Below are 20021 nucleotides of genomic sequence, written 5' to 3'. Positions count from 1 at the left end.
TATAGCGTTTAACTCTTGTATTAATTAAACATTAAAGAAATAATTAATATTAATAGGAATAACATTTGTTGGAAAATGTAAAGTAATTGGTCCATATATGAACCTTGTCACAATTTAGTTAAAAATTATTCAAAAAAAGTTCACAAAAATATCAAAAAGTGTGATTTAATATACAGAGAAAGTGTTTTAGAAAATCACTGCGTTTTAAAAAAAGATTATTTGTATCAGCTGAAAAAAATAGAAGAACTACTTAACATTATTCTTCAATGATAAAAGGTATAGAATATTGAGGTATTGATAGGACTCAAATGGTGAATATTTGTTATTAAGGACTAGGAGGAAAAAATATGTCTAACTCTAAGGCTTACGGAGAAGCGGCCATAGAAAATGGCGCCTCAAGCCTGCAATCGAATATAGAAAAAACCTCGGATTGGAAAGACTTTATGGCTCTCATCAAAATTGGAATTGTAAATTCTAATTTGATTACCACCTTCACTGGTTTATGGCTCGCCCTTCATTTTTCCGGTCAAAGCTTTCTAGATAATTTGGATATCATATTTTTTACTGTAGCAGGTTCCTCGCTTATCATTGCCGGTTCTTGTGCAATCAATAATTATGTTGACCGAGATATTGATCATTTAATGGAAAGAACGAAGAGTAGACCTACGGTAACTGGGAAAATACTGCCTTCGAAAGTCCTAGTCTTAGGTATTTTACTTATTGGATTGGGAACACTCTTTTTATTCTTTACGACCATGACTGCAACAGTAATTGGACTGCTTGGAGTTTTTAGTTATGTTTGCTTATACACCTTGTGGTCTAAGCGGCAATTGGTTTCTAACACAATTATTGGAAGTATCTCAGGGGCTGTACCGCCACTAATCGGCTGGGCAGCAGTAGATGCAAATCTTGATATCATGGCATGGGCATTGTTTGTACTTATGTTTGTTTGGCAGCCTCCTCATTTTTATGCACTAGCTATGAGGCGAGTAAATGAATACAGGGCGGCGGGAGTCCCAATGCTACCTGTAGTGAAGGGATTTAAGACAACGAAAATCCACATCATAGTCTGGGTTGCGCTGCTCTTGCCAATCCCGTTTTTTCTTACCAAATTAGGAATCCCATTTCTAATCCTAGCAACCATATTAAATATCGGCTGGCTGGCATTAGGGATTTATGGATACAGGATCAAAGATGACATAAAGTGGGCAAAATTAATGTTTGTTTATTCTTTGCAATATTTAACTATTATTTTTGTGGCAATGGTTATTGTTACCTTAATTTAGTTTTGTCTGACGATTCTTTTCAGGTTTAGGAAAGAATCAACTACATACTTCTTTGATCAAACAAAAATATTAAGAATTTATAAGTGAAAGAGGGGTTTGATTAAGCATGAAAAGGCTTGCAAAATGGCGTTTGATATCGTTATTCGCGATTTTAGCGCTGGTACTCTCCGGATGCAGTGGTGAACGATTTGTTTCTGCGTTAAGACCAGCCGGTGAAGTTGCAGACATGCAATATGATTTAATGAAGCTAAGTACGTTTGTAATGGTTGGGGTTATCGTAGTGGTAATGATCATTTTCATAATCATTTTTTTCCGCTTTAGAAGAAAGGATGAAAGTATTCCGAAACAGGTGGAGGGAAGTCACAAATTAGAAATTATTTGGACTGTGATTCCAATTCTTTTACTTTTAATCCTTGCTGTTCCAACTGTGGCTACAACCTTTCACCTTGCAGACGTTTCACCGATGGAGAAGAAAAACTCCAAGGTGCTTACTATTAATGTTCGCTCTCATTTATATTGGTGGGATTTTGAGTATCCCGGCCAAAAGCTAGTAACCAGTCAAGAGCTGGTTGTACCGACAAATGAAAAGGTGTATTTCAATTTAAAATCTATGGATATTAAACATTCATTCTGGATTCCAGCCGTTGGCGGTAAATTGGATACGAATACCGATAACATTAATAAATTTTGGTTAGAGTTTGATGACAAGCGTGCAAATGAAGCAGGAAATCTCTTTTACGGAAAATGTGCTGAGCTTTGTGGTCCATCACATGCGTTAATGGATTTTAAAGTAAAAGCCATCAGCCGTGATAAATTTGATGCATGGGTTACAGCGATGCAGGGGATCAAAGAACCGCAAAAAGCACAAGGCGATTTAGCTGTTCAAGGTCAGGAACTATTTAATCAAAGCTGTATCGGTTGTCATGCTGTAACATCGGAAAACAAAATGCCTGAAACAGCGCGTACGGCACCTAACTTAACCAACTTTGGTGACCGATCTCGTGTAGCTGGTATTTTAGATCATAATAAAGAAAAATTAAAAGAATGGATTAGTAATCCTGAAACCTATAAACCAGGTAACTTGATGACAGGTAAATACCCTAAAATGTCAGATCAGCAGCTTGATGCGTTAGCAGAATATTTAATGGGCTTAAAGGTTCAGGAATAATAGGGGAATTGGTTGAAAGGGAGGTAAAATTGTGAGTACCATTGCTCAAAAAAAGGGATTTGGCGCAACGCTATGGGACTTTTTAACAACAGTTGACCATAAAAAAATTGCCATCCTATATCTTATTGCAGGTGGATTTTTCTTCGTAGTTGGTGGACTTGAAGCAGTATTTATCCGTATCCAACTTGCAATACCAAATAATGATTTTGTCAGTGCTGGGGCGTTTAATGAGATTATTACTATGCACGGAACTACCATGATTTTCTTAGCCGCTATGCCACTTTTGTTTGCCTTTATGAATGCGGTCATGCCACTTCAGATTGGCGCTCGTGACGTTGCGTTTCCGTTTATAAATGCGCTAGGATTTTGGTTATTTTTCTTTGGTGGTGTATTCCTTAACCTTTCATGGTTTTTGGGCGGTGCACCTGACGCCGGTTGGACCTCTTATGCATCACTTGCTATCCATTCAAAGGGGCACGGGGTTGATTTTTATGTTTTAGGTTTACAGATATCCGGGATTGGAACACTGATTGGTGGGATTAACTTCCTGGTTACGATTATTAATATGCGCGCACCTGGTATGACGTATATGAGAATGCCATTGTTTACATGGTCAACATTTGTTGCTTCAGCGATGATTTTATTTGCATTCCCACCATTAACAGTTGGTTTAACATTAATGATGTTTGACCGTTTGTTTGGAGCGAATTTCTTTGAAGTGGCAATGGGTGGTAATACTATTATTTGGGAACATCTTTTCTGGATTTTTGGACACCCGGAAGTTTATATTCTGATTCTTCCAGCGTTCGGTATTTTTTCGGAAATTTTCTCATTGTTCTCAAGAAAACGCCTTTTCGGTTATTCATCCATGGTATTTGCAACCGTATTAATCGGTTTCTTAGGATTCATGGTATGGGCTCACCATATGTTCACAGCTGGTTTAGGTCCCGTTGCCAATGCTATTTTCGCAGTTGCCACAATGGCCATTGGTGTACCAACGGGTATTAAGATTTTCAACTGGCTATTTACAATGTGGGGCGGCAGTGTTAAGTTCACCACTCCAATGTATTATGCTTTTGGTTTTATTCCATCATTTGTAATGGGAGGAGTAACTGGGGTCATGGTTGCCACTGCGGCAGCGGATTACCAATATCATGATACGTATTTTGTCGTTGCTCACTTCCACTATGTAATTGTTGGTGGAGTTGTGCTGGCAATTCTTGCAGCGACGCATCTTTGGTGGCCGAAAATGTTTGGTACGATGTTAAATGAAACGTTAGGAAAGATTACTTTCTGGTTCTTCTTTATTGGCTTCCATTTAACATTCTTTATCCAGCACTTCTTAGGTCTTTGGGGAATGCCGCGACGTGTGTTCACTTATCTGCCAGGGCAAGGGTTTGATGCTGCGAACGCGGTAAGTTCAGTTGGTGCCGCATTTATGTCAATTGGTGTCCTTATAATGCTCTATAACATTATTATGACATCAGTGAAAAATGTTAAGGTTGGAAATGATCCATGGGGAGATGGAAGATCTCTTGAGTGGGCAATTCCGTCACCACCGCCGTTCTATAACTTTAAGCAACTGCCACTAGTGCGCGGTTTAGATGCTTACTGGCTAGAAAAGATGGCAGGCAAAAAAGGTATGACACCTGCTGAACCTCTTGGTGATATTCATATGCCAAATTCATCGTTCATACCATTTATGATTTCATTGGGATTATTTATTGCAGCTTTTGGTGCCATGTATCATCGAGATCATTCATGGGGAATGGCAGTACTCATATTGGGATTACTCGTGACATTTGGATCGATGTTCTTACGTTCCGTTAAAGATGACCATGGTTTCCATATTCATAAAGAAGACTTAGTTGATGAAAGTGATAAGGGGGTTAAGGCATAATGCACGCTGAAGAAAAAATGACCTATGAAAAATGGCCTGCAGCGCCTGAGAAAGCAACCCTTGAGGCAAAAAATAAATTTTTAGGTTTTTGGTTATTCTTAGGGGGAGAGACAGTATTATTCGCCTCTCTCTTTGCCACATATCTTGCATTAAAAGATAAGGTTCCAGATACGAGCCAGCATTTAGCAAAGGATTTATTTGAATTACCATTAACATTTGTTGCCACAATGCTTCTCTTAACAAGCTCATTAACAAGTGTATACGCCATGTACCATATGAAAAATTTTGCATTCAAAAAAATGATGCTATGGCTTGGACTAACTGTATTACTTGGAGCAGGGTTCTTGGGGCTTGAAGTTTATGAGTTTAATCATTATGTACATGTGTATAAGCATACCTTTACAAGTAGCGCGTTTGGATCGGCCTTCTATACATTAGTTGGTTTCCACGGTGCTCACGTTGCCTTTGGTTTGTCTTGGATCTTGTCTTTAATGATCCGAAACTCTAAACGCGGTTTAAATCTTTACAATGCTCCAAAGTTCTATGTTGCAAGTCTTTACTGGCACTTTATCGACGTGGTGTGGGTGTTCATCTTTACAGTAGTTTATTTAATGGGAATGGTGGGATAGGCTGATGACAAATCAACAATTAAATTCAGGTAACCCTAGTGTTGACATTGAATATCGCCGCCGAAAAAATGCGGAAGAAATGAGATATCAAGTTATTTCATTTTCGTTAATGATTTTCTTAACATTAGTTGCTTTTGCCTCAGTGGCGATGAAGGATTTTACCGCATGGTTTACGATGCCGTTTATACTTCTTTTAGCTGTCGTTCAAGTGATTTTCCAATTGTTTTATTTTATGCATATGAGCCATAAGGGGCATGAGGCACCAACCCTATTCCTATTTTCGGGATTGTTTGTTGGATTAACCGGGATATTGGCATTTCTTACCATTGTTTGGTGGTAATAGTAAAAGAAAATCGGCTAAAAGCCGATTTTCTTTTTGAACTTAATCCATCTCATTCCTTTGCTTACAGTTTTGAGGATGGGTATAATAGAAGTATAATTCTTTCATTATTTATCGAGGTGATATTGAGGTGCTTACATTAAGTATTTTTGGATTTGAAGCCCTTTGGAGCCCGTATTTTTTATTTTTTATACTAGCAGTAACAGTAGCTTATTTTCTCATAACCGTAAAATTTAGGACTAAGTTTCGGGAAAGTGAGAATCTATCCCTAAAACAAGCTACATACTTTCTCACTTCAATGGTTCTTTTGTACGCCATAAAGGGGTCACCGCTGGATTTAATGGGGCATCTAATGTTTTATATCCATGGAATTACAATGGTGGTCTTAGTATTATTAATTCCACCACTATTTATTATGGGGATTCCTGCCTGGCTTTGGAGAAGTATTCTTAATTTAAGGATAATTAAAACCATATTTAATCTTTTTACGAAGCCTGTGGTAGCGATCCTATTATTTAATGGTTTATTTTCTTTTTACCATATTCCGATTATTTTTGATCATGTTATGCAAAATCGGTTTTACCATGGAGGGTACTCAGCTCTTTTATTTGCTGCAGCTGTTTTTATGTGGTGGTCACTACTTAGCCCGCTTCCTGAATATCGACCATTGACTGGGATAAAAAAAGTAGCTTATTTATTTGCAAACGGAATGCTGTTGACACCTGCTTGTGCACTGATTATTTTTTCTGATACGCCAATGTATGCAACCTATTATGACCCAAATGTTTGGGGTAAAGTAATGAGTTTGTGTGTGGGTACATCGACATTTTCCAATTTGAATCTAAGTGGACCAGAGCTATTTAGTTCGATGCCAGTGGTTGATGACCAACGACTAGGTGGGGTAGTAATGAAAATTATTCAGGAAATCATTTACGCCGTAGTTTTAGGACAAGTGTTTTTTGAATGGTATCGCAAAGACCAAGAAGAGTCAGAAAATGAAATGGAACATATTTTAAACCCAACACCCGCAGAATAAACTCCCATTCATTTGGGAGTTTTTTTAGAAGAAAAACTAATATAAGGTTCAACTCCTAACCCAATCATGGAAATGAATTGGAGTCTAGCAAAATTTAGTCGTGTGATTAGTGCTTAGCTGACTCCAATTCAAAGTGAAAAAATATTTTTACTATGCTAGTTAAGGTGACACGGCTCCGCCTTTTTCCACAGAATAGGAATTAATTGAAAAAGGTAGAGAACTACACTAATATAATTATAGACCCTATAAAAGAAAGGATATATTTATGAACTCTATACCGATTTTACCAACGATTAGTACATCATTCATTGTTTTAAGTGCTATTACTGTTGCTATTGGCTGGTGGCAAATAAAACAAAGAAAAATTGATGCCCACAAAAAAACGATGTTTTTTGCGGCTATTTTCGCTCTTATCTTTTTCATCATTTATGCTTCTAGAACAATTTTTATCGGGAATACCTCATTCGGTGGTCCAGATGATATCAAAATCTATTACACCATCTTTTTAATTTTTCATATTACATTAGCTACGATTGGAGCGGTATTCGGGATTGTTTCTTTACAAACAGGTTATAAAAATAATCTGTCCAAACACCGCAAGCTTGGCCCTATAACGAGTTTCATTTGGTTCTTTACAGCGATTACAGGAGTGGCTGTCTATCTTTTATTATACGTTTTCTACAAAGGCGGAGAGACAACGTCTGTAATCAAAGCTATTCTAGGATTATAGGATTATAGGATAAGGGTGCCTAATAAGGCGCTTTTATTTTAACTCTATTTATCAGAATCTTCCTATTTTTATTAAATATTAATTTCATATTAGTTTTCAAAGAGGAGGAAATAACGTGGAGATTAAAATTCTAACTGAAGAAAATTATCCTGAAGCAATGAAGCTATCAGAGTATGCCTTCCAATATAAGATTCCCGAGGATGAAATTCCAGCTAGACATAAAAAGTTAAAAAATCATAAAGTGCTAGGTATTTGGGAACAAGATCAGCTTGCCGCAAAATTACATATTATTTCCCTTCAGGTATTTATGTATGGTGAAGAGTGGAGCATGGGTGGTATCGCTGGAGTTGCTACTTATCCTGAATTCCGACGAAGTGGTTATGTTAAATCATTAATGATAGAGTCTTTAAAAAAAATGTATGAGGATGGGCAGATTGTTTCCTTGCTTGCTCCATTCGATTTTGCTTTTTATCGGAAATTCGGCTGGGAAATTTTAAGTGATAATAAAAAGATAACCATTGAAAAAAGCAATCTTAAATTTCTAAGTCATATGCCAGGTTCAATAAAAAGGTATTCAAAGGAAAGCCATCAGGAGCATATTGAAAATGTCTATAGCAAGTATTGTGACAACTTTTCAGGGATGCTTGTACGTGATACTAATTGGTGGAAAGAACATGTATATGATGATGATTCGCACATTGCTGTATATTACAATGTATCACACGAGGCAAGGGGTTATATTCTCTACAATGTGAAGAAAAGAAAGATGGAAGTTCAGGAGATGGCAGTTCTTGATCATGAAGCAAGAGGCGGACTTTGGAATTTCATTTGTCAGCACGATTCCATGGTGGAAAGTGTAACAATCAGCCTGTCTATTCATGATCCATTTCCTTATTTCCTTCAACAGCCAAAATTTAAGACCGAAGTTTACCCCTATTTCATGGCGAGGATTGTGGATGCTGAGAAGTGTTTGAATAAATTTTCATTTAATTTGGAATCAGAGCCGTTATTTCTTCATCTAGTGGATCCGTTTGCGGCTTGGAATGAGGGGAGCTATCTTGTCGGAGGAAATGGTCAAGTGAGGGCATTTAGAGAAAAAATAGGCAGTCAGTGTGTTCATCCACCACAAAAGGGAATCCAGTTAACAATCAATGACCTTTCAGCGATAATCTTTGGATATAAAAGACCACTTGAGCTCTATGATATGGGTTTCTTAAAAGGCACTCGGCAAGAAATAGATAAACTCGAAAGAATGGTTCCAAATATAAAATCATCATTTTATGACTTTTTCTAAAAAGAAGATAAGAAAAGACGTATGAAAAAAGGAATTCATACGTCTTTTCTGTGTTTATAGAGCAAACTTGCTAACTTCTTCTTTAACATCCTCAAGAATTTTTTCACATGAATTCACAAGGGAAGCAGGGAAGTTTTCACCTTCACCATATTCGACGCCATGTGGATAATAATGCTTACCTAAAAGTGGTGTCATTAACTGAATCGTTGCCTTAAATGTATCCACGTCGCCTTCTAATGCATAGCCTTGAACACGAAGGTAAAATATTTCGTCCTTCATTTCAAACTTGCGGTCGTATGTAACACGCTCATAGTCCCATTGACCTGCCCGAACTAATCCGTGAGCCTCCATTACCTCATCTAAACGGTTTAATTCAGCTTTTAATTTTTCAATACCCGTATTCTCAAATTTCATCATTAATCCCTCCTAAAAACAATGCCAGTACCCCTATGTTCCTTTAATGATATTACAGCAAGTATAATTCATTTTAATAATAGTTGAAAATGTTTCAACTTGCAATGAATTCATTTGTCGAATAATACAATAGCGAATGGAAAAGCTATTAAGGTGTTAATAGAAAAAAATTTCCTGGAGGCCGATAGGATGGAAACAATTCGTGATATTATGACTGATGAGGTTGAATGCTGTACATTATTAGATAATATGTATGAAGTCGCTTTAAAGATGAAAGAATTAAATGTTGGAGCCATCCCGATTGTTGACCAAGATAAATTGATTGGAATGATAACAGACCGAGATATTGTCATAAGGGGTGTTGCTGAAAAGCACCCAGGTTCATCAAAGGTTGGGGAAATCATGAGTCATGACATGATTACGGTTTCACCTGATACTACAAGTAAAGATGCTGCAAAATTAATGGCTAAGCACCAAATTCGCCGATTACCTGTAGTTGAGGAAAGTAGGTTAATTGGAATTGTTTCACTTGGTGATTTTGCAATAAGTGAATTAACCGATGACCAGGCAAAAGAGGCGTTAACAGAAATTTCTGAGCAAAACTATAACGGGATTCAACAATAATTATTATATAGGAAATAGAATTGTTCGTTAAGACAGGTACACAATGTACCTGTTTTTATTTATATATTGTTAACTTTTCAGACATTTTCGATAATAACTATTACGAATCAAGTTATTGGTGATATAATAATTTTATCCATTATAATGATAGAAAAAGTAATAGAGAGGATGTTAGCCTCTGAGTACGCTAATGAGAATTCTGATACTTTCAGTTGTTTTCTTAACAATTGGCTTTTATGTAAGTATAAATGACAAAAATGATAGTAATGTTTTGATTAAGGAAGATCATACATCAGAAATGAAGCAGCTGCCACAAGTGCCTGATAATAAGCCAAGTAAAAAGGCGGTCACAGAAAAACCTAAAGAGGGATTGGCTTTATTAATTGGTCAAGACGTCATATCCCTAGAAAAAGAACTCGGCAAACCAATGCGTATTGATGAATCAATGTATGGTTACCAATGGTATATTTATAATCTGGACTATTCCCATTATCTCCAGGTGGGCGTTGAAAATAAGCAGGTTGTGACGATTTTTGCTGCTGGCGAAAATCTCGACATTGCTCCGTTTGAAATCGGACAGCCGGTGGAGGAAATCTTTAATACGCAATTTATTGATACAGATATTAATTTAAGGTTAAATGGAAATTCCTATCGTTTTGAACTGAATGATACAGATTTAAATCTAAGACCTATGGTTCATATAGGTGATGTTTTTGTTCAGCTTTATATCGATAAGTTTACTGGAAACCTTTCAAGTGTGCGTTTCCTTAATGCAGAAACATTGATTAAGCAGAGACCTTATGAACTTGATTATACTGGTGAGTTAATAGTACCACCTGTACCTAGCGAAGATATGTGGAAAGAAATTGAAAACGATTCAGCACTGGAGATTTTTGATATCACAAATGTTTTGCGTATAAGGCATAAACTAAAGCCATTGGAATGGGATGATAATACTGCTGAAGCGGCCTTTGGGCATAGTAAAGATATGTTTGAAAATAAGGAGTTTTCTCACACATCAACGAAATTCGGCGACCTTGCAAATCGATTAAAGACAGCAAACGTCGCATACGTTGCTGCAGGCGAAAATATCGCGGCAAATTATACAGATGGACCTGCTGTAGTTGAAGGCTGGTTAAATAGTAAGGGGCACCGAGACTCCTTATTAAATAAGGATTTTACCCATCTAGGTGTTGGTGTTTTTCAAAAGTACTATACACAAAATTTTATTCAAAAAGTTGAACAGTAAAAAGAGGTGACACTCAGTTTGTCACCTCTTTTCAAATTTTCAATCTCTATAAACACCTATCATGACTTTTCTCCAACATAACCATTAAAGAAAAATTTGGTTCCCTCCCAGCTACCATACAAACGAATGACCTCTCCTACATTAAATGGCTCAATTTTCATATTTTTGGTGATAGGGGTTACCTTTTTCGCAGTGATTAATTTCGCCGCCGTTTTAAGTTTTAAGGTTTGTACGAATATGTATCGGTGATAATAAAAACGCTGCTTCTCTTCAGTAAGGCTTATTATCTCCCCTATTAGAACGGCTTCTTGCTGTACATTCCCGCAAGCAAGCCATTTCTTGTCATGCTCTTTCATTTCTTTTTTAGTTAGCCAATAAAAGTATAAAACAATGATTGGTATAACAATGGCGGTGACCATCTTTGATCAGACTCCTCCATTTATTATTTATTTATCCCACATTAATGTGCAGTAATCCCTCTACTGATTGATGTTTTCACTTTATGATGAAAAAAGTCCCTGTTGCATAGGCGATTTTTTTTCCATCACTGCGAAAGGCTTCTCCAGATATAACCAGCGTCTTACTTCCTTGATGAACGACTTCTGCTTTACACCGTAGTGAATCACCTATACCCGGAGCAATGTAATGGATATTGAGCTGATTTGTAACAGCTCCAAAACCTTCAGGTAGCAGGTAATTAGCTAAGCTGCCCATAGCTGTGTCGAGAACTGTCGCTGTAATCCCGCCATGAACGATATTTAGATTATTATTAATAATTGGATTAATGGGGATTGAAATTTCACAAGTATCTTTATCAAATGTCCTTTCCATATGAAGAATCCCATCAATGAAAGTGCTTCTCTTATAAGTTATCTTCTTTTGGACACCTTTTATGAGAGTGCTAAGGGCGTTTAGGTCATCATCTGTCCCATTTTCGATACATGATTCTAATAATTGACGCAATTCATCTTTCATCCTGTTTCCCTCTTTCATTTCTTTTTCTTTTGACATCTTACCATTTAAGGGCATATTAATAAATATTTTCACTTGATTTGTGGTTATCACATTTCTAACTGTTTATCATATTGTATTATTGGGATGAATATGGGCAGAGGTGAGAAACATGACACAAAAAAAATTGCACCCATCCGTACAAAAATTCAAAGAGTTTGTCAGAGATAATCCGAAAATTATTCAAGAAGTAAGGAAAGGGAAGTCGACCTGGCAGGAATTATATGAGGATTGGTATTTATTAGGAGAAGAGGATAAACGTTGGGAAACAATTGGTTCAGAACCGGATTCAGAATCAGGTTCAGAATCGGATTCTGAACCTGAAAAAAACAAAGAGTCCCAGGGAGATTGGATGTCCAATATTATGGGGATGGTTAAGAAAATGGATCCTAATCAAATGCAAAACCATATTAATAATCTAAGTCAGGCTTTAGGAGCCATCCAAGGTGTTATCGCACAATTTCAAGGAAGTAATCCAACTGCAGGACCTGTAAAACCGATCGAAGGGCCTAAGAATCCATTTTTATTTAGAAAAGACTAACGAAGGGAACATTAACCGATGCGAAGAGAGGTATTTGAGTATTTAGAAAATCAGAAGGACCTAAAGCAATTTGTTCGGGAACAGCCGCACTGGTATCGGAAGCTGTCAAGAAATCCATATGATATCCAATCACTTGAAATTGCTTCCTTACATCATTATAAGAAAACGATTCCTGACAAGGTTGAAAAGTTTTCTAGTGGTGTTCAAATGGCCAACATGATGTATCAAATGTTTCAGGCAATGAAAAATCAAAACTAACAAATGACCACATTGTTATTGATGTGGCATTTTTTTATTGTCCACAATTGAAATAGACTAAAAAAGAAAAAGGAGGCGAACAATACAGACAAAGGAGTGAGTGAGTTGAAGAGGATAATTCCAAATACAGCTCTTATATTTTTAATGATAGGAATTGCTACAGGATGCCTGAAGGATGTGTCCAATCCTGAAACAAAATCGAAAATAGTGCTAGTTAAACAACAAAGGAAAATACAAACAGAAACTATCCCAGTTTATAATCAGAATTTAAAAGAAATTCCTACTTTATATGTACATCACAAAATAAATGATAAGCAGGTTTTGGTGGAATGTATTGTGACTGGGATTAGCTTTCGCGAAACAGATCGTACCAAACAAAAAGTTGGGAAATTGGTGGTTTGGGTTGATGGAAAGAGAAATTTCGAGGTCGATTCTGCAGCATTTATTATTAAAGGTCTTCCAGCTGGAAGCCATAAATTGAAGCTTGAAGTTGTAAAGTTAAATAATGAGTCGTATGGATTAGCAAAAGAATTTATGGTAAATATCCCCTAATAAAAGTAAATCTTTCGCTTTCAACATGCATTCATGGTAAAATGTTCACGGAGGTGGGCGTAAGTGCTAGCTACGTTAGAAAGTATTGAATTGCTGGAGGATGCGGAAAGATTAGCTAAGATGGTCCTCGAATCCGATATAGCCGAACAATACCAAATTTGTTTATATAAAATGCAAAATAACAAGGAGACACAGCGAAAAATTAATCGTTTTGTCAGCCTAAAAGATCTTTACGAAGAGGTCCAAAGGTTTGGGAAATACCATCCTGATTATAAAAGGGTCATGTCTGAAATCCGTGAATATAAACGAGAAATGGATCTAGATCCGCGAGTTGCAGAGTTCAAATTGGCAGAAAATGATTTGCAAAGCCTTTTAGATGAAATCAGCATGATGTTGGGTGGAGCAGTTTCCAAACATATAAAAGTACCTACGGGGAACCCATTTTTTGATGCTGGTCACGGCAGCGGTTGTGGCGGCGGGGGAAGTTGTAGCTGTGGATGAAGATAAAAAATCAGCTTATTACAAGCTGATTTTTTTGTTATAGCAGTTGTTATCTTATTTGATGTCGGAACGCAGAAAAGTTTAAATTGAAAAGGAATGTTTTAATATGCTAGACTTATCTAAAATGATGGTTTAGCTGAAGGGGAAAAAATTATGTTTGTTCAGAGACAAGGATTAGTTGTTTGGCTTTATTCTTTAAAACAAGCTAAAATGCTAAGGCGTTTCGGAAATGTCCATTATGTTTCGAAAAAGCTGAAATATGTCGTCTTGTATTGTAATCAAGAGGAAGTGGAAAGAATCATGGAAAAGTTAAATTCCTTTTCCTTTGTTAAAAAAGTAGAACCTTCATATAAACCATTCTTAAGAATGGAGTATGAGAATTCAGCACCAGATAAAGCGAAGGAATATGATTATAAAATGGGCATTTAAAAGGTGGGGCAAATATGCCCCACCTTTTTATTGTAGTGGAAGGATATAATGATTAAGCCTTAGGATGCCGATTAAATGCTGATAGAAAAGATCTTTTTCATGAAAAGTTGTCGATGGTTTTACAGAAAATTCATGTATTTTTTTCCCGATTTCATTAGCCGTTTGCGCAAAAAGGTCATACCTCTTATTCGGTAAAAAATTTGGGTTCGGAATGCCCTCCCGACAAATATAAAGGGCTTGAAACTTCCCAGGGTCGGTTGGCTCAAAAATTACGACCAAGGAGGTCACTTCCTTATTATCAATCTTCGTGTGTAAAGCCATCATGTGTTGGAGTCGGTGCTGATTAGCCTTTGCAAGCTCTATTAACTCATATAAATCTGAATACCCGTCTCCTAGTTCAATAAAACGCTGTATCAATGATAACTCCCCTTTTTCAATTCGAATTTATCCATACTTTGTCACTTATTTGCAGTATTTTAAATAAAAAAAACCCTGCAGAAATTCTGCAGGGTCCTTCCACATCCTCATAAAGGATAGAAGGCAAAGGGAGAGGAGAAACCGGAGGAAGAACTTATGGGGAAACGTAAGTCTTCTCCGCGGTTGGCAACAACATCCTCGAATTGATGTTGTTAATTACATTATTTCCACAACCCTAGACCTTATACGTACTTTTAATAAATTTGTTACAATTTGTAAAAAGAAATTGATGAATGAGAAATGACTCAACTGATTTGTCTACTTTTTGCAAATTATGATAGGATGTATAAAGAAAATGGATTTTAAAAAAATGTGGTGATATGTAAGTGAGAGTAGTATCAGGTATTTGTAAGGGAAGACCCCTTAAGGCAGTTCCGGGAAATTCAACCCGTCCGACAACGGATAAGGTCAAAGAAGCATTATTCAATATGATTGGACCCTATTTTGACGGTGGGATCGGTTTAGATCTTTTTGCCGGAAGTGGTGGATTAGGTTTGGAAGCACTAAGCCGTGGATTGGATCAGGTAATTTTTGTTGACCGTGATCCAAAAGCTATTCAAGTGATCCACGAAAATATTAATGCCTGTAAGTTTGAGAAGAAAACTGAGGTTTATCGTAATGATGCAGATAGAGCACTTAAGGCTCTTATTAAAAGGGGAATATCCTTCGATTACATATTTTTGGACCCCCCCTATAAAAATGAAAAACTTGTCAGTTTGATGGAAAAGATGGATCAGGCAGAATTAGTGAAAACGGATGGAATAGTTGTTTGTGAACATAGTTTTGACGTGATATTACCGCAAATTGCGGGGCGGTTTACGCAAACGAAACACGAAAAGTATGGAATTATTGCTGTGACGATTTATTCGAGGAACAGCTGAAAATTAAGGGGGGAGTAAATGTGGCTAGAATAGCCGTTTGTCCTGGGAGCTTTGATCCAATTACATATGGCCATTTAGATATCATCAGAAGGGGTGCAAAGGTATTTGATATGGTCTATGTGAGTGTGATGAACAATTCATCAAAAAATCCGTTATTCAGCGTTGAAGAGCGAATCAACCTTATTAAAGAAGTAACAAAAGATCTTACCAATGTAAAGGTAGATGAGCATTCAGGTTTACTTGTTGATTATGCTAAAGCTGTTAATGCGAATGCGATAATACGTGGCTTAAGGGCCGTTTCCGACTTTGAATACGAAATGCAAATTACCTCGATGAACCGTGTTCTAAATGAGGATATTGAAACTTTTTTCATTATGACTAACAACCAGTATTCATTCTTAAGTTCCAGCATTGTCAAAGAAGTAGCTAAATACAATGGGAATATATCAACACTTGTCCCACCAATTGTTGAAAAAGAATTGAAAAAAAAGTTTAAGGGTTAGAAAATTATTGAGAGCTAAGCAAATGCTTAGCTCTTTTTTAATCTATAAAACAAAATTACTACATACACTAGGAGTGAAAAAATGGTAATGATAGGTCCAGTCTCAATCATTTTATGGTAAAAATGATTCGCCCAAGACCCCTCTTCAAAAAAACCAACAGGGAGGGCATTAGAAGGCTGTTCTTTACTATGAAAACCTAAATACACAGGTTTCCAGAGAAGTAGTGCAAACAAGCTTGCAAACATACCGTGAAAAATTCTTGCAATAAAAAATGGTTTAAATCTAATATCTGTTTGCGCAAGGATACTGGCAACTTGTGCCTGGACACTAAAACCACTAAAAGCGAGGATAAAACTTGTAATCATTGCTTTTTGTAAGAGGGTAGCATCCTGAACCTGACTTGTTAGTTGGCTTCCCAATGTGATTTCAAATAAACCTGAAATAAACGGGATGCTCAACATTTCCGGGAATGATATTGAGGATAGTAGCACCTCAACTGTTTTTGCGAGAGTCGCTGTTATATGTAAATGGTAAAGTAATTTGTTAATCACTGAGAATAAAATTATAAATCCTCCGACCATTAATAGGGTTTGAATCGATGAATTGACAGCATCACCAAGAAGCTTACCGATGGGGCGATTGTCTTTTAGTCTTGTTTGATGCAGAGTCGAAATGGCAGATCTAATTTTGAATTTTTTTCTTTCCTCAATCCTTTTTTCAGGTGATTCATTTCCGTAGAAGCGCATGAATATTCCAACACAAATATTCCCTAAATAATGGGCTAGGGCAAGGATAACCCCTAAATGAGCATTATAGAAAAAGCCTACTGAAACGGCTCCAAAGATAAACAAGGGATTCGAGGAATTGGTAAATGAAACGAGCCTTTCTGCCTCAATTTGTGTCAAATGTCCCTCTTGGCGTAATCTTGCTGTGAACTTTGCGCCAGCTGGGAACCCAGAGGCCATTCCCATTGCCCAAACAAACCCCCCCACACCAGGCACCTTAAAAAGGGGCCTCATTAATGGCTCCAATAACACACCGATAAATTTGACAACCCCAAAACCAATTAACATTTCAGAGACAATAAAAAAAGGTAATAGCGAGGGAAAGACAATTTCCCACCACATATTTAATCCTCGGATAGAAGCATCAAATGACTCTTGTGGGTAAGAAATGAGTGAAGCTGCTAAAATAGTGATGGATATCGATAAGAAGATTGTTTTTAGTTTTGACCGAAACAATAAAGGAGGCCTCCTTCCAAGAGGATCGTCTAGTTCAAACTGTGCAAATCAAATAGTTGAGTGTTAAAATAGAAAATATTCTTTCGAGAATTTCAAAACGCCTTGTCTATTCAAAGCGTAAAGGGGCTGGGCTATAGAAAGCCACCGCTTTCTTCATCCATTATGGACGACTAAGTCTCTGTCAGCATTTCACTTTCCTATCGACTTAAATTCCTATATGGCTTGGGTATGATGCTTCTGCTTTTCTACTTGTCCCATATAAAACAAATATACTCATAGAACGTCAATTTAGACCATATGATTGAACAAGATTTCTCTTTTTAAAAGTGAAAAATTCTATCAGGTTTAAATAGGAGGTACAAATATGGGGCACCCGAAAATAGGCTTGGCGCTTGGGTCAGGCGGTGCACGTGGGTTTGCTCATTTAGGTGTCATCATGGCATTAAAAGACGCCGGAATTCCTATTCATTTGATTGCCGGCAGCAGCATGGGGGCACTTGTAGCTAGTTTTTACGGGGCAGGTATTGACTTAGAACGGTTATATAAATTATCAACCGCCTTTAAAAGAAAGTACTTTTTGGATTTTACTGTTCCGAAAATGGGCTTAATCTCTGGGAAAAAAGTAAAGGAATTTATTAAGGTCTTTACTCATGGGAAAAACATTGAGGAATTATCCATACCAATCGGTATTGTTGCAACCGATTTATTGACAGGGGAAAAAGTTGTCTTCCAAAAGGGTCCAGTCGCTGAGGCAGTAAGAGCAAGCATTTCTATCCCTGGGATTTTTGTGCCGGAAAAATATAAGGGAAGAATCTTTGTGGATGGTGGTGTAACCTCCCGAGTTCCTGTATCTGTTGCCAAAGAAATGGGCGCTGATATGGTTATCGCAGTAGATGTATCAATGGTGAAACGTAACGCCGAAATTACCTCTATTTACGATGTCATCATGCAAAGCATTGACATTATGCAAACGGAAATAATCAACAGTAGGGAGATGACTGCTGACGTTATGATACGTCCCCCAGTTGAAAATTATAGTTCCCGAGCCTTCACAAATATTGAAGAAATTATCAACATTGGTTTGGAAGAAACCAAAAAACATCTAAAGGAAATAGAAACCGTTATTGAACAGTGGAAGGGGTAACTTTAGCAATGCGAAAAAAAATATACCTAGGCTCCGTACTTTTGATTGCCCTTCTTTTTATTGGGGGAATGTATTATTCACTGCCTTATTATGTTTCAAAACCGGGAATGGCAAAAGAACTTGGACCAATTATATCGGTTGAAGACGGCTATAAAGATGAAGGGAATTTTATGCTTACAACGGTTAGAATGGGGAGAGCAAATATTTACTCCTATTTAGAGGCGAAGCTGAGTAAATATGAAGAACTTTATCCATTGGAAAGGATCTTATATAAAAAAGAAACTCAGGAAGAGTATAATGCAAGACAGCTTCACCTAATGGCTGGATCAAAACTTAATGCGATCGATGTTGCCTATCGTAAAGCAGGGTTGCCGGTTCAGTACAAATATAAAGGGATCTATGTGGTACAGGTAGTTCCAGGAATGCCGGCGGAAGGGAAACTTCAGGCTGGAGATCGAATTTTTAAAGTGGATGGGCACCAATTCCCTTCCTCGGAAAAATTTATTGATTATCTTAGCAGAAAAACAGCTGGTGAACAGGTCACATTCACTTATTTAAGAAAAAATGTTACCAAAACAGAGACCTTAAGACTTCAGCCATTTAAAGAGGATCCTAAAAGAGTTGGAATCGGGATTTCACTAGTGGACGACAAAGAAATTATTGTTAATCCAAAAGTTAAGGTGAAGACTGATGAAATCGGCGGGCCATCTGCAGGGCTTATGTTTACTTTGGAAATCTATAACCAGTTAACGAAAGAAGATTTAACAAAAGGTTACCAAATTGCTGGAACAGGTACAATTGAAGTTGATGGTACAGTAGGACCTATCGGTGGAATTGAACAAAAAATTGTCGCAGCCGACAAGGCAGGTGCTGAAATCTTTTTAGCTCCGAATGAAAAAGGTGTCAAAAATTCTAACTACCGGGCCGCAGTAAAGACCGCTCGAGACATAAAAACAAAAATGAAAATTATTCCTATTGATACCTTTGATGACGCTGTAAATTATTTAGAAAAGCTGCCGAAAAAATAAAAAAGATGGTGCGGAGGCATCATCAGATTGTGGAGAAAGGGTATATTTCTCGGCAATCTTTTAATAATGGATTGGCCCTGCTAACTGGCCTGTTAATTTCCGCTCCGGGCACCCGCTTTCCGCGGGGAGGTCCGGGAGCCTCCTCGGCGCTATAGGCGCCTGCGGGGTCTCCCGAAACCTCTCTATCCCGCAGGAGTCGAGTGCCCTCCGCTCCCAATCAACAGGGTGGCAAATCAACCTAAAGAATTGCCACACACTTTTTCTAACCTGGCTAAGTGTGTCGCAATCTTTTTTATATTTTGGCAGGCTGCTGTAAGGAGAGCCTGTTCACTTGCATTCTTTAATCCCTGTAATCGGCAGTAGCGAAGGCCATGCAGCTCTTTTGAGTCTGCGAAGCTTCGATCAATTTTTTCCTTTCTAAATATATAAAGCAATTTTCCCAATTTAGATAAGCGATTTAACCTTACCTTTTTCTTTAATGGCTTTTTTCCATGCTTTATTCTATCCTCTTCAATAGCCTTGTTTAATTCATCAAAGTATTCACGAGTTTCTACTTCAACTTCTTCTCTCGTGTAATTATGCTTATTTTCATTTGCCTTTAAATGGGATCAGGAACTAATTCATCAATAGACACAAATTCATATTCACTTTGGGAAGATTCTCTTGGTTTAAACATAGATTTCGCCACTTATTTTTTTATTTTTTTGGTTGTGTGAGGACATTATTGAATTTACACCTGTTGATTGGAGCGGAAGGCGCGAAGACTCCTGCGGGAGTACGGGGCA

General features: G+C 37.3%; 25 protein-coding genes. 19 read left to right on the top strand and 6 right to left on the bottom strand.

Features of this window, described 5'->3' with window-relative positions:
• Window positions 1–347 precede the first annotated feature (347 nt).
• From cyoE to M5A78_RS02645, 8 genes are all read left to right on the top strand, one after another.
• Entirely contained in the window at window positions 348–1286 is a 939-nt protein-coding gene (gene cyoE / locus M5A78_RS02680) for a heme o synthase (RefSeq protein WP_248733719.1), read from the top strand.
• 106 nt (window positions 1287–1392) lie between these two features.
• A complete protein-coding gene (gene coxB / locus M5A78_RS02675; RefSeq protein WP_248733718.1) occupies window positions 1393–2454 on the top strand; it encodes a cytochrome c oxidase subunit II in 1062 nt (353 codons plus the stop codon).
• A gap of 31 nt (window positions 2455–2485) precedes the next feature.
• Entirely contained in the window at window positions 2486–4354 is a 1869-nt protein-coding gene (gene ctaD / locus M5A78_RS02670) for a cytochrome c oxidase subunit I (protein ID WP_248733717.1), read from the top strand.
• Window positions 4354–4983: a cytochrome (ubi)quinol oxidase subunit III gene (locus M5A78_RS02665; RefSeq protein ID WP_248733716.1), complete on the top strand. Its 630-nt coding sequence runs from the start codon at window positions 4354–4356 to the stop codon at window positions 4981–4983. Before ctaD ends, M5A78_RS02665 begins: the two co-directional genes overlap by 1 nt.
• Before the next feature lie 4 nt (window positions 4984–4987).
• A complete protein-coding gene (gene ctaF / locus M5A78_RS02660) occupies window positions 4988–5323 on the top strand; it encodes a cytochrome c oxidase subunit IVB (RefSeq protein ID WP_248733715.1) in 336 nt (111 codons plus the stop codon).
• A gap of 130 nt (window positions 5324–5453) precedes the next feature.
• Window positions 5454–6359 (top strand): cytochrome c oxidase assembly factor CtaG, encoded by a 906-nt coding sequence (ctaG, locus tag M5A78_RS02655; protein WP_248733714.1) that lies wholly within the window; start codon window positions 5454–5456, stop codon window positions 6357–6359.
• Window positions 6360–6624: 265 nt separating this feature from the next.
• A complete protein-coding gene (locus M5A78_RS02650; protein WP_248733713.1) occupies window positions 6625–7089 on the top strand; it encodes a DUF420 domain-containing protein in 465 nt (154 codons plus the stop codon).
• Between the two features lie 115 nt (window positions 7090–7204).
• On the top strand, window positions 7205–8383 hold the full coding sequence (locus M5A78_RS02645) for a GNAT family N-acetyltransferase (RefSeq protein ID WP_248733712.1): 1179 nt from the start codon (window positions 7205–7207) through the stop codon (window positions 8381–8383).
• Window positions 8384–8437: 54 nt separating this feature from the next.
• Here M5A78_RS02645 and M5A78_RS02640 read toward each other — a convergent pair whose 3' ends face one another.
• Entirely contained in the window at window positions 8438–8797 is a 360-nt protein-coding gene (locus M5A78_RS02640; protein WP_248733750.1) for a YugN family protein, read from the bottom strand.
• Window positions 8798–8986: 189 nt separating this feature from the next.
• Here M5A78_RS02640 and M5A78_RS02635 point away from each other — a divergent pair, with 189 nt between their 5' ends.
• Entirely contained in the window at window positions 8987–9421 is a 435-nt protein-coding gene (locus M5A78_RS02635) for a CBS domain-containing protein (protein ID WP_248733711.1), read from the top strand.
• Window positions 9422–9611: 190 nt separating this feature from the next.
• Window positions 9612–10670 (top strand): CAP domain-containing protein, encoded by a 1059-nt coding sequence (locus M5A78_RS02630; RefSeq protein WP_248733710.1) that lies wholly within the window; start codon window positions 9612–9614, stop codon window positions 10668–10670.
• Window positions 10671–10729: 59 nt separating this feature from the next.
• On the opposite strand, the gene M5A78_RS02625 is transcribed toward M5A78_RS02630, so the two are convergent.
• Window positions 10730–11089, bottom strand: coding sequence for a hypothetical protein (locus M5A78_RS02625; RefSeq protein ID WP_248733709.1), 360 nt, complete (start codon window positions 11087–11089; stop codon window positions 10730–10732).
• Between the two features lie 76 nt (window positions 11090–11165).
• Window positions 11166–11645 carry a PaaI family thioesterase gene (locus M5A78_RS02620; protein WP_248733708.1) on the bottom strand — a complete coding sequence of 160 codons (480 nt, stop codon included), beginning with the start codon at window positions 11643–11645 and terminating at the stop codon, window positions 11166–11168.
• Window positions 11646–11793: 148 nt separating this feature from the next.
• Between M5A78_RS02620 and M5A78_RS02615 the strand changes: the two genes are divergently transcribed.
• The 5 genes from M5A78_RS02615 (at window position 11794) to M5A78_RS02595 (ending at window position 13962) form a co-directional block, all read left to right on the top strand.
• On the top strand, window positions 11794–12222 hold the full coding sequence (locus M5A78_RS02615) for a YlbD family protein (RefSeq protein ID WP_248733707.1): 429 nt from the start codon (window positions 11794–11796) through the stop codon (window positions 12220–12222).
• A gap of 18 nt (window positions 12223–12240) precedes the next feature.
• Window positions 12241–12480 carry a YlbE-like family protein gene (locus M5A78_RS02610; protein WP_248733706.1) on the top strand — a complete coding sequence of 80 codons (240 nt, stop codon included), beginning with the start codon at window positions 12241–12243 and terminating at the stop codon, window positions 12478–12480.
• A gap of 105 nt (window positions 12481–12585) precedes the next feature.
• Window positions 12586–13032 carry a hypothetical protein gene (locus tag M5A78_RS02605; protein WP_248733705.1) on the top strand — a complete coding sequence of 149 codons (447 nt, stop codon included), beginning with the start codon at window positions 12586–12588 and terminating at the stop codon, window positions 13030–13032.
• Between the two features lie 63 nt (window positions 13033–13095).
• Complete coding sequence (locus M5A78_RS02600) at window positions 13096–13533, top strand: YlbF family regulator (RefSeq protein ID WP_248733704.1); 438 nt, start codon at window positions 13096–13098, stop codon at window positions 13531–13533.
• A gap of 153 nt (window positions 13534–13686) precedes the next feature.
• Window positions 13687–13962, top strand: a complete 276-nt coding sequence (locus tag M5A78_RS02595; RefSeq protein ID WP_248733703.1) for a YlbG family protein — start codon at window positions 13687–13689, stop codon at window positions 13960–13962.
• A gap of 27 nt (window positions 13963–13989) precedes the next feature.
• On the opposite strand, the gene M5A78_RS02590 is transcribed toward M5A78_RS02595, so the two are convergent.
• Entirely contained in the window at window positions 13990–14379 is a 390-nt protein-coding gene (locus tag M5A78_RS02590; protein WP_248733702.1) for a DUF7147 family protein, read from the bottom strand.
• A 386-nt stretch (window positions 14380–14765) separates the two neighbouring features.
• Between M5A78_RS02590 and rsmD the strand changes: the two genes are divergently transcribed.
• Window positions 14766–15320 carry a 16S rRNA (guanine(966)-N(2))-methyltransferase RsmD gene (gene rsmD, locus M5A78_RS02585; RefSeq protein WP_248733701.1) on the top strand — a complete coding sequence of 185 codons (555 nt, stop codon included), beginning with the start codon at window positions 14766–14768 and terminating at the stop codon, window positions 15318–15320.
• Between the two features lie 20 nt (window positions 15321–15340).
• Window positions 15341–15823, top strand: coding sequence for a pantetheine-phosphate adenylyltransferase (coaD, locus tag M5A78_RS02580; protein ID WP_248733700.1), 483 nt, complete (start codon window positions 15341–15343; stop codon window positions 15821–15823).
• Between the two features lie 26 nt (window positions 15824–15849).
• Here coaD and ylbJ read toward each other — a convergent pair whose 3' ends face one another.
• Window positions 15850–17064: a sporulation integral membrane protein YlbJ gene (gene ylbJ, locus M5A78_RS02575; RefSeq protein ID WP_248733699.1), complete on the bottom strand. Its 1215-nt coding sequence runs from the start codon at window positions 17062–17064 to the stop codon at window positions 15850–15852.
• Window positions 17065–17428: 364 nt separating this feature from the next.
• Between ylbJ and M5A78_RS02570 the strand changes: the two genes are divergently transcribed.
• Both M5A78_RS02570 and M5A78_RS02565 read left to right on the top strand, forming a co-directional pair.
• Window positions 17429–18208 (top strand): patatin-like phospholipase family protein, encoded by a 780-nt coding sequence (locus tag M5A78_RS02570; protein ID WP_248733698.1) that lies wholly within the window; start codon window positions 17429–17431, stop codon window positions 18206–18208.
• Between the two features lie 8 nt (window positions 18209–18216).
• Window positions 18217–19236 carry a SepM family pheromone-processing serine protease gene (locus M5A78_RS02565; protein WP_248733697.1) on the top strand — a complete coding sequence of 340 codons (1020 nt, stop codon included), beginning with the start codon at window positions 18217–18219 and terminating at the stop codon, window positions 19234–19236.
• A 233-nt stretch (window positions 19237–19469) separates the two neighbouring features.
• Here the strand turns inward: M5A78_RS02565 and M5A78_RS02560 are convergent, their stop codons facing one another.
• Complete coding sequence (locus tag M5A78_RS02560) at window positions 19470–19751, bottom strand: transposase (protein ID WP_264760430.1); 282 nt, start codon at window positions 19749–19751, stop codon at window positions 19470–19472.
• Window positions 19752–20021 lie beyond the last annotated feature (270 nt).

This window comes from Neobacillus rhizosphaerae (assembly GCF_937468385.1).
GTDB lineage: Bacteria > Bacillota > Bacilli > Bacillales > Cytobacillaceae > Neobacillus > Neobacillus rhizosphaerae.
Note: the sequence above shows the minus strand (reverse complement) of the source record. Positions and strands in the feature narration are given on the sequence as shown.

Coding starts and splice junctions, on each gene's coding strand:
- cyoE (WP_248733719.1), top strand. CDS start 348: ATGTCTAACTCTAAGGCTTACGGAGAAGCGGCCATAGAAAATGGCGCC.
- coxB (WP_248733718.1), top strand. CDS start 1,393: ATGAAAAGGCTTGCAAAATGGCGTTTGATATCGTTATTCGCGATTTTA.
- M5A78_RS02665 (WP_248733716.1), top strand. CDS start 4,354: ATGCACGCTGAAGAAAAAATGACCTATGAAAAATGGCCTGCAGCGCCT.
- ctaF (WP_248733715.1), top strand. CDS start 4,988: ATGACAAATCAACAATTAAATTCAGGTAACCCTAGTGTTGACATTGAA.
- M5A78_RS02650 (WP_248733713.1), top strand. CDS start 6,625: ATGAACTCTATACCGATTTTACCAACGATTAGTACATCATTCATTGTT.
- M5A78_RS02640 (WP_248733750.1), bottom strand. CDS start 8,797: ATGAAATTTGAGAATACGGGTATTGAAAAATTAAAAGCTGAATTAAAC.
- M5A78_RS02635 (WP_248733711.1), top strand. CDS start 8,987: ATGGAAACAATTCGTGATATTATGACTGATGAGGTTGAATGCTGTACA.
- M5A78_RS02630 (WP_248733710.1), top strand. CDS start 9,612: ATGAGAATTCTGATACTTTCAGTTGTTTTCTTAACAATTGGCTTTTAT.
- M5A78_RS02625 (WP_248733709.1), bottom strand. CDS start 11,089: ATGGTCACCGCCATTGTTATACCAATCATTGTTTTATACTTTTATTGG.
- M5A78_RS02620 (WP_248733708.1), bottom strand. CDS start 11,645: ATGAAAGATGAATTGCGTCAATTATTAGAATCATGTATCGAAAATGGG.
- M5A78_RS02615 (WP_248733707.1), top strand. CDS start 11,794: ATGACACAAAAAAAATTGCACCCATCCGTACAAAAATTCAAAGAGTTT.
- M5A78_RS02610 (WP_248733706.1), top strand. CDS start 12,241: ATGCGAAGAGAGGTATTTGAGTATTTAGAAAATCAGAAGGACCTAAAG.
- M5A78_RS02595 (WP_248733703.1), top strand. CDS start 13,687: ATGTTTGTTCAGAGACAAGGATTAGTTGTTTGGCTTTATTCTTTAAAA.
- M5A78_RS02570 (WP_248733698.1), top strand. CDS start 17,429: ATGGGGCACCCGAAAATAGGCTTGGCGCTTGGGTCAGGCGGTGCACGT.
- M5A78_RS02565 (WP_248733697.1), top strand. CDS start 18,217: ATGCGAAAAAAAATATACCTAGGCTCCGTACTTTTGATTGCCCTTCTT.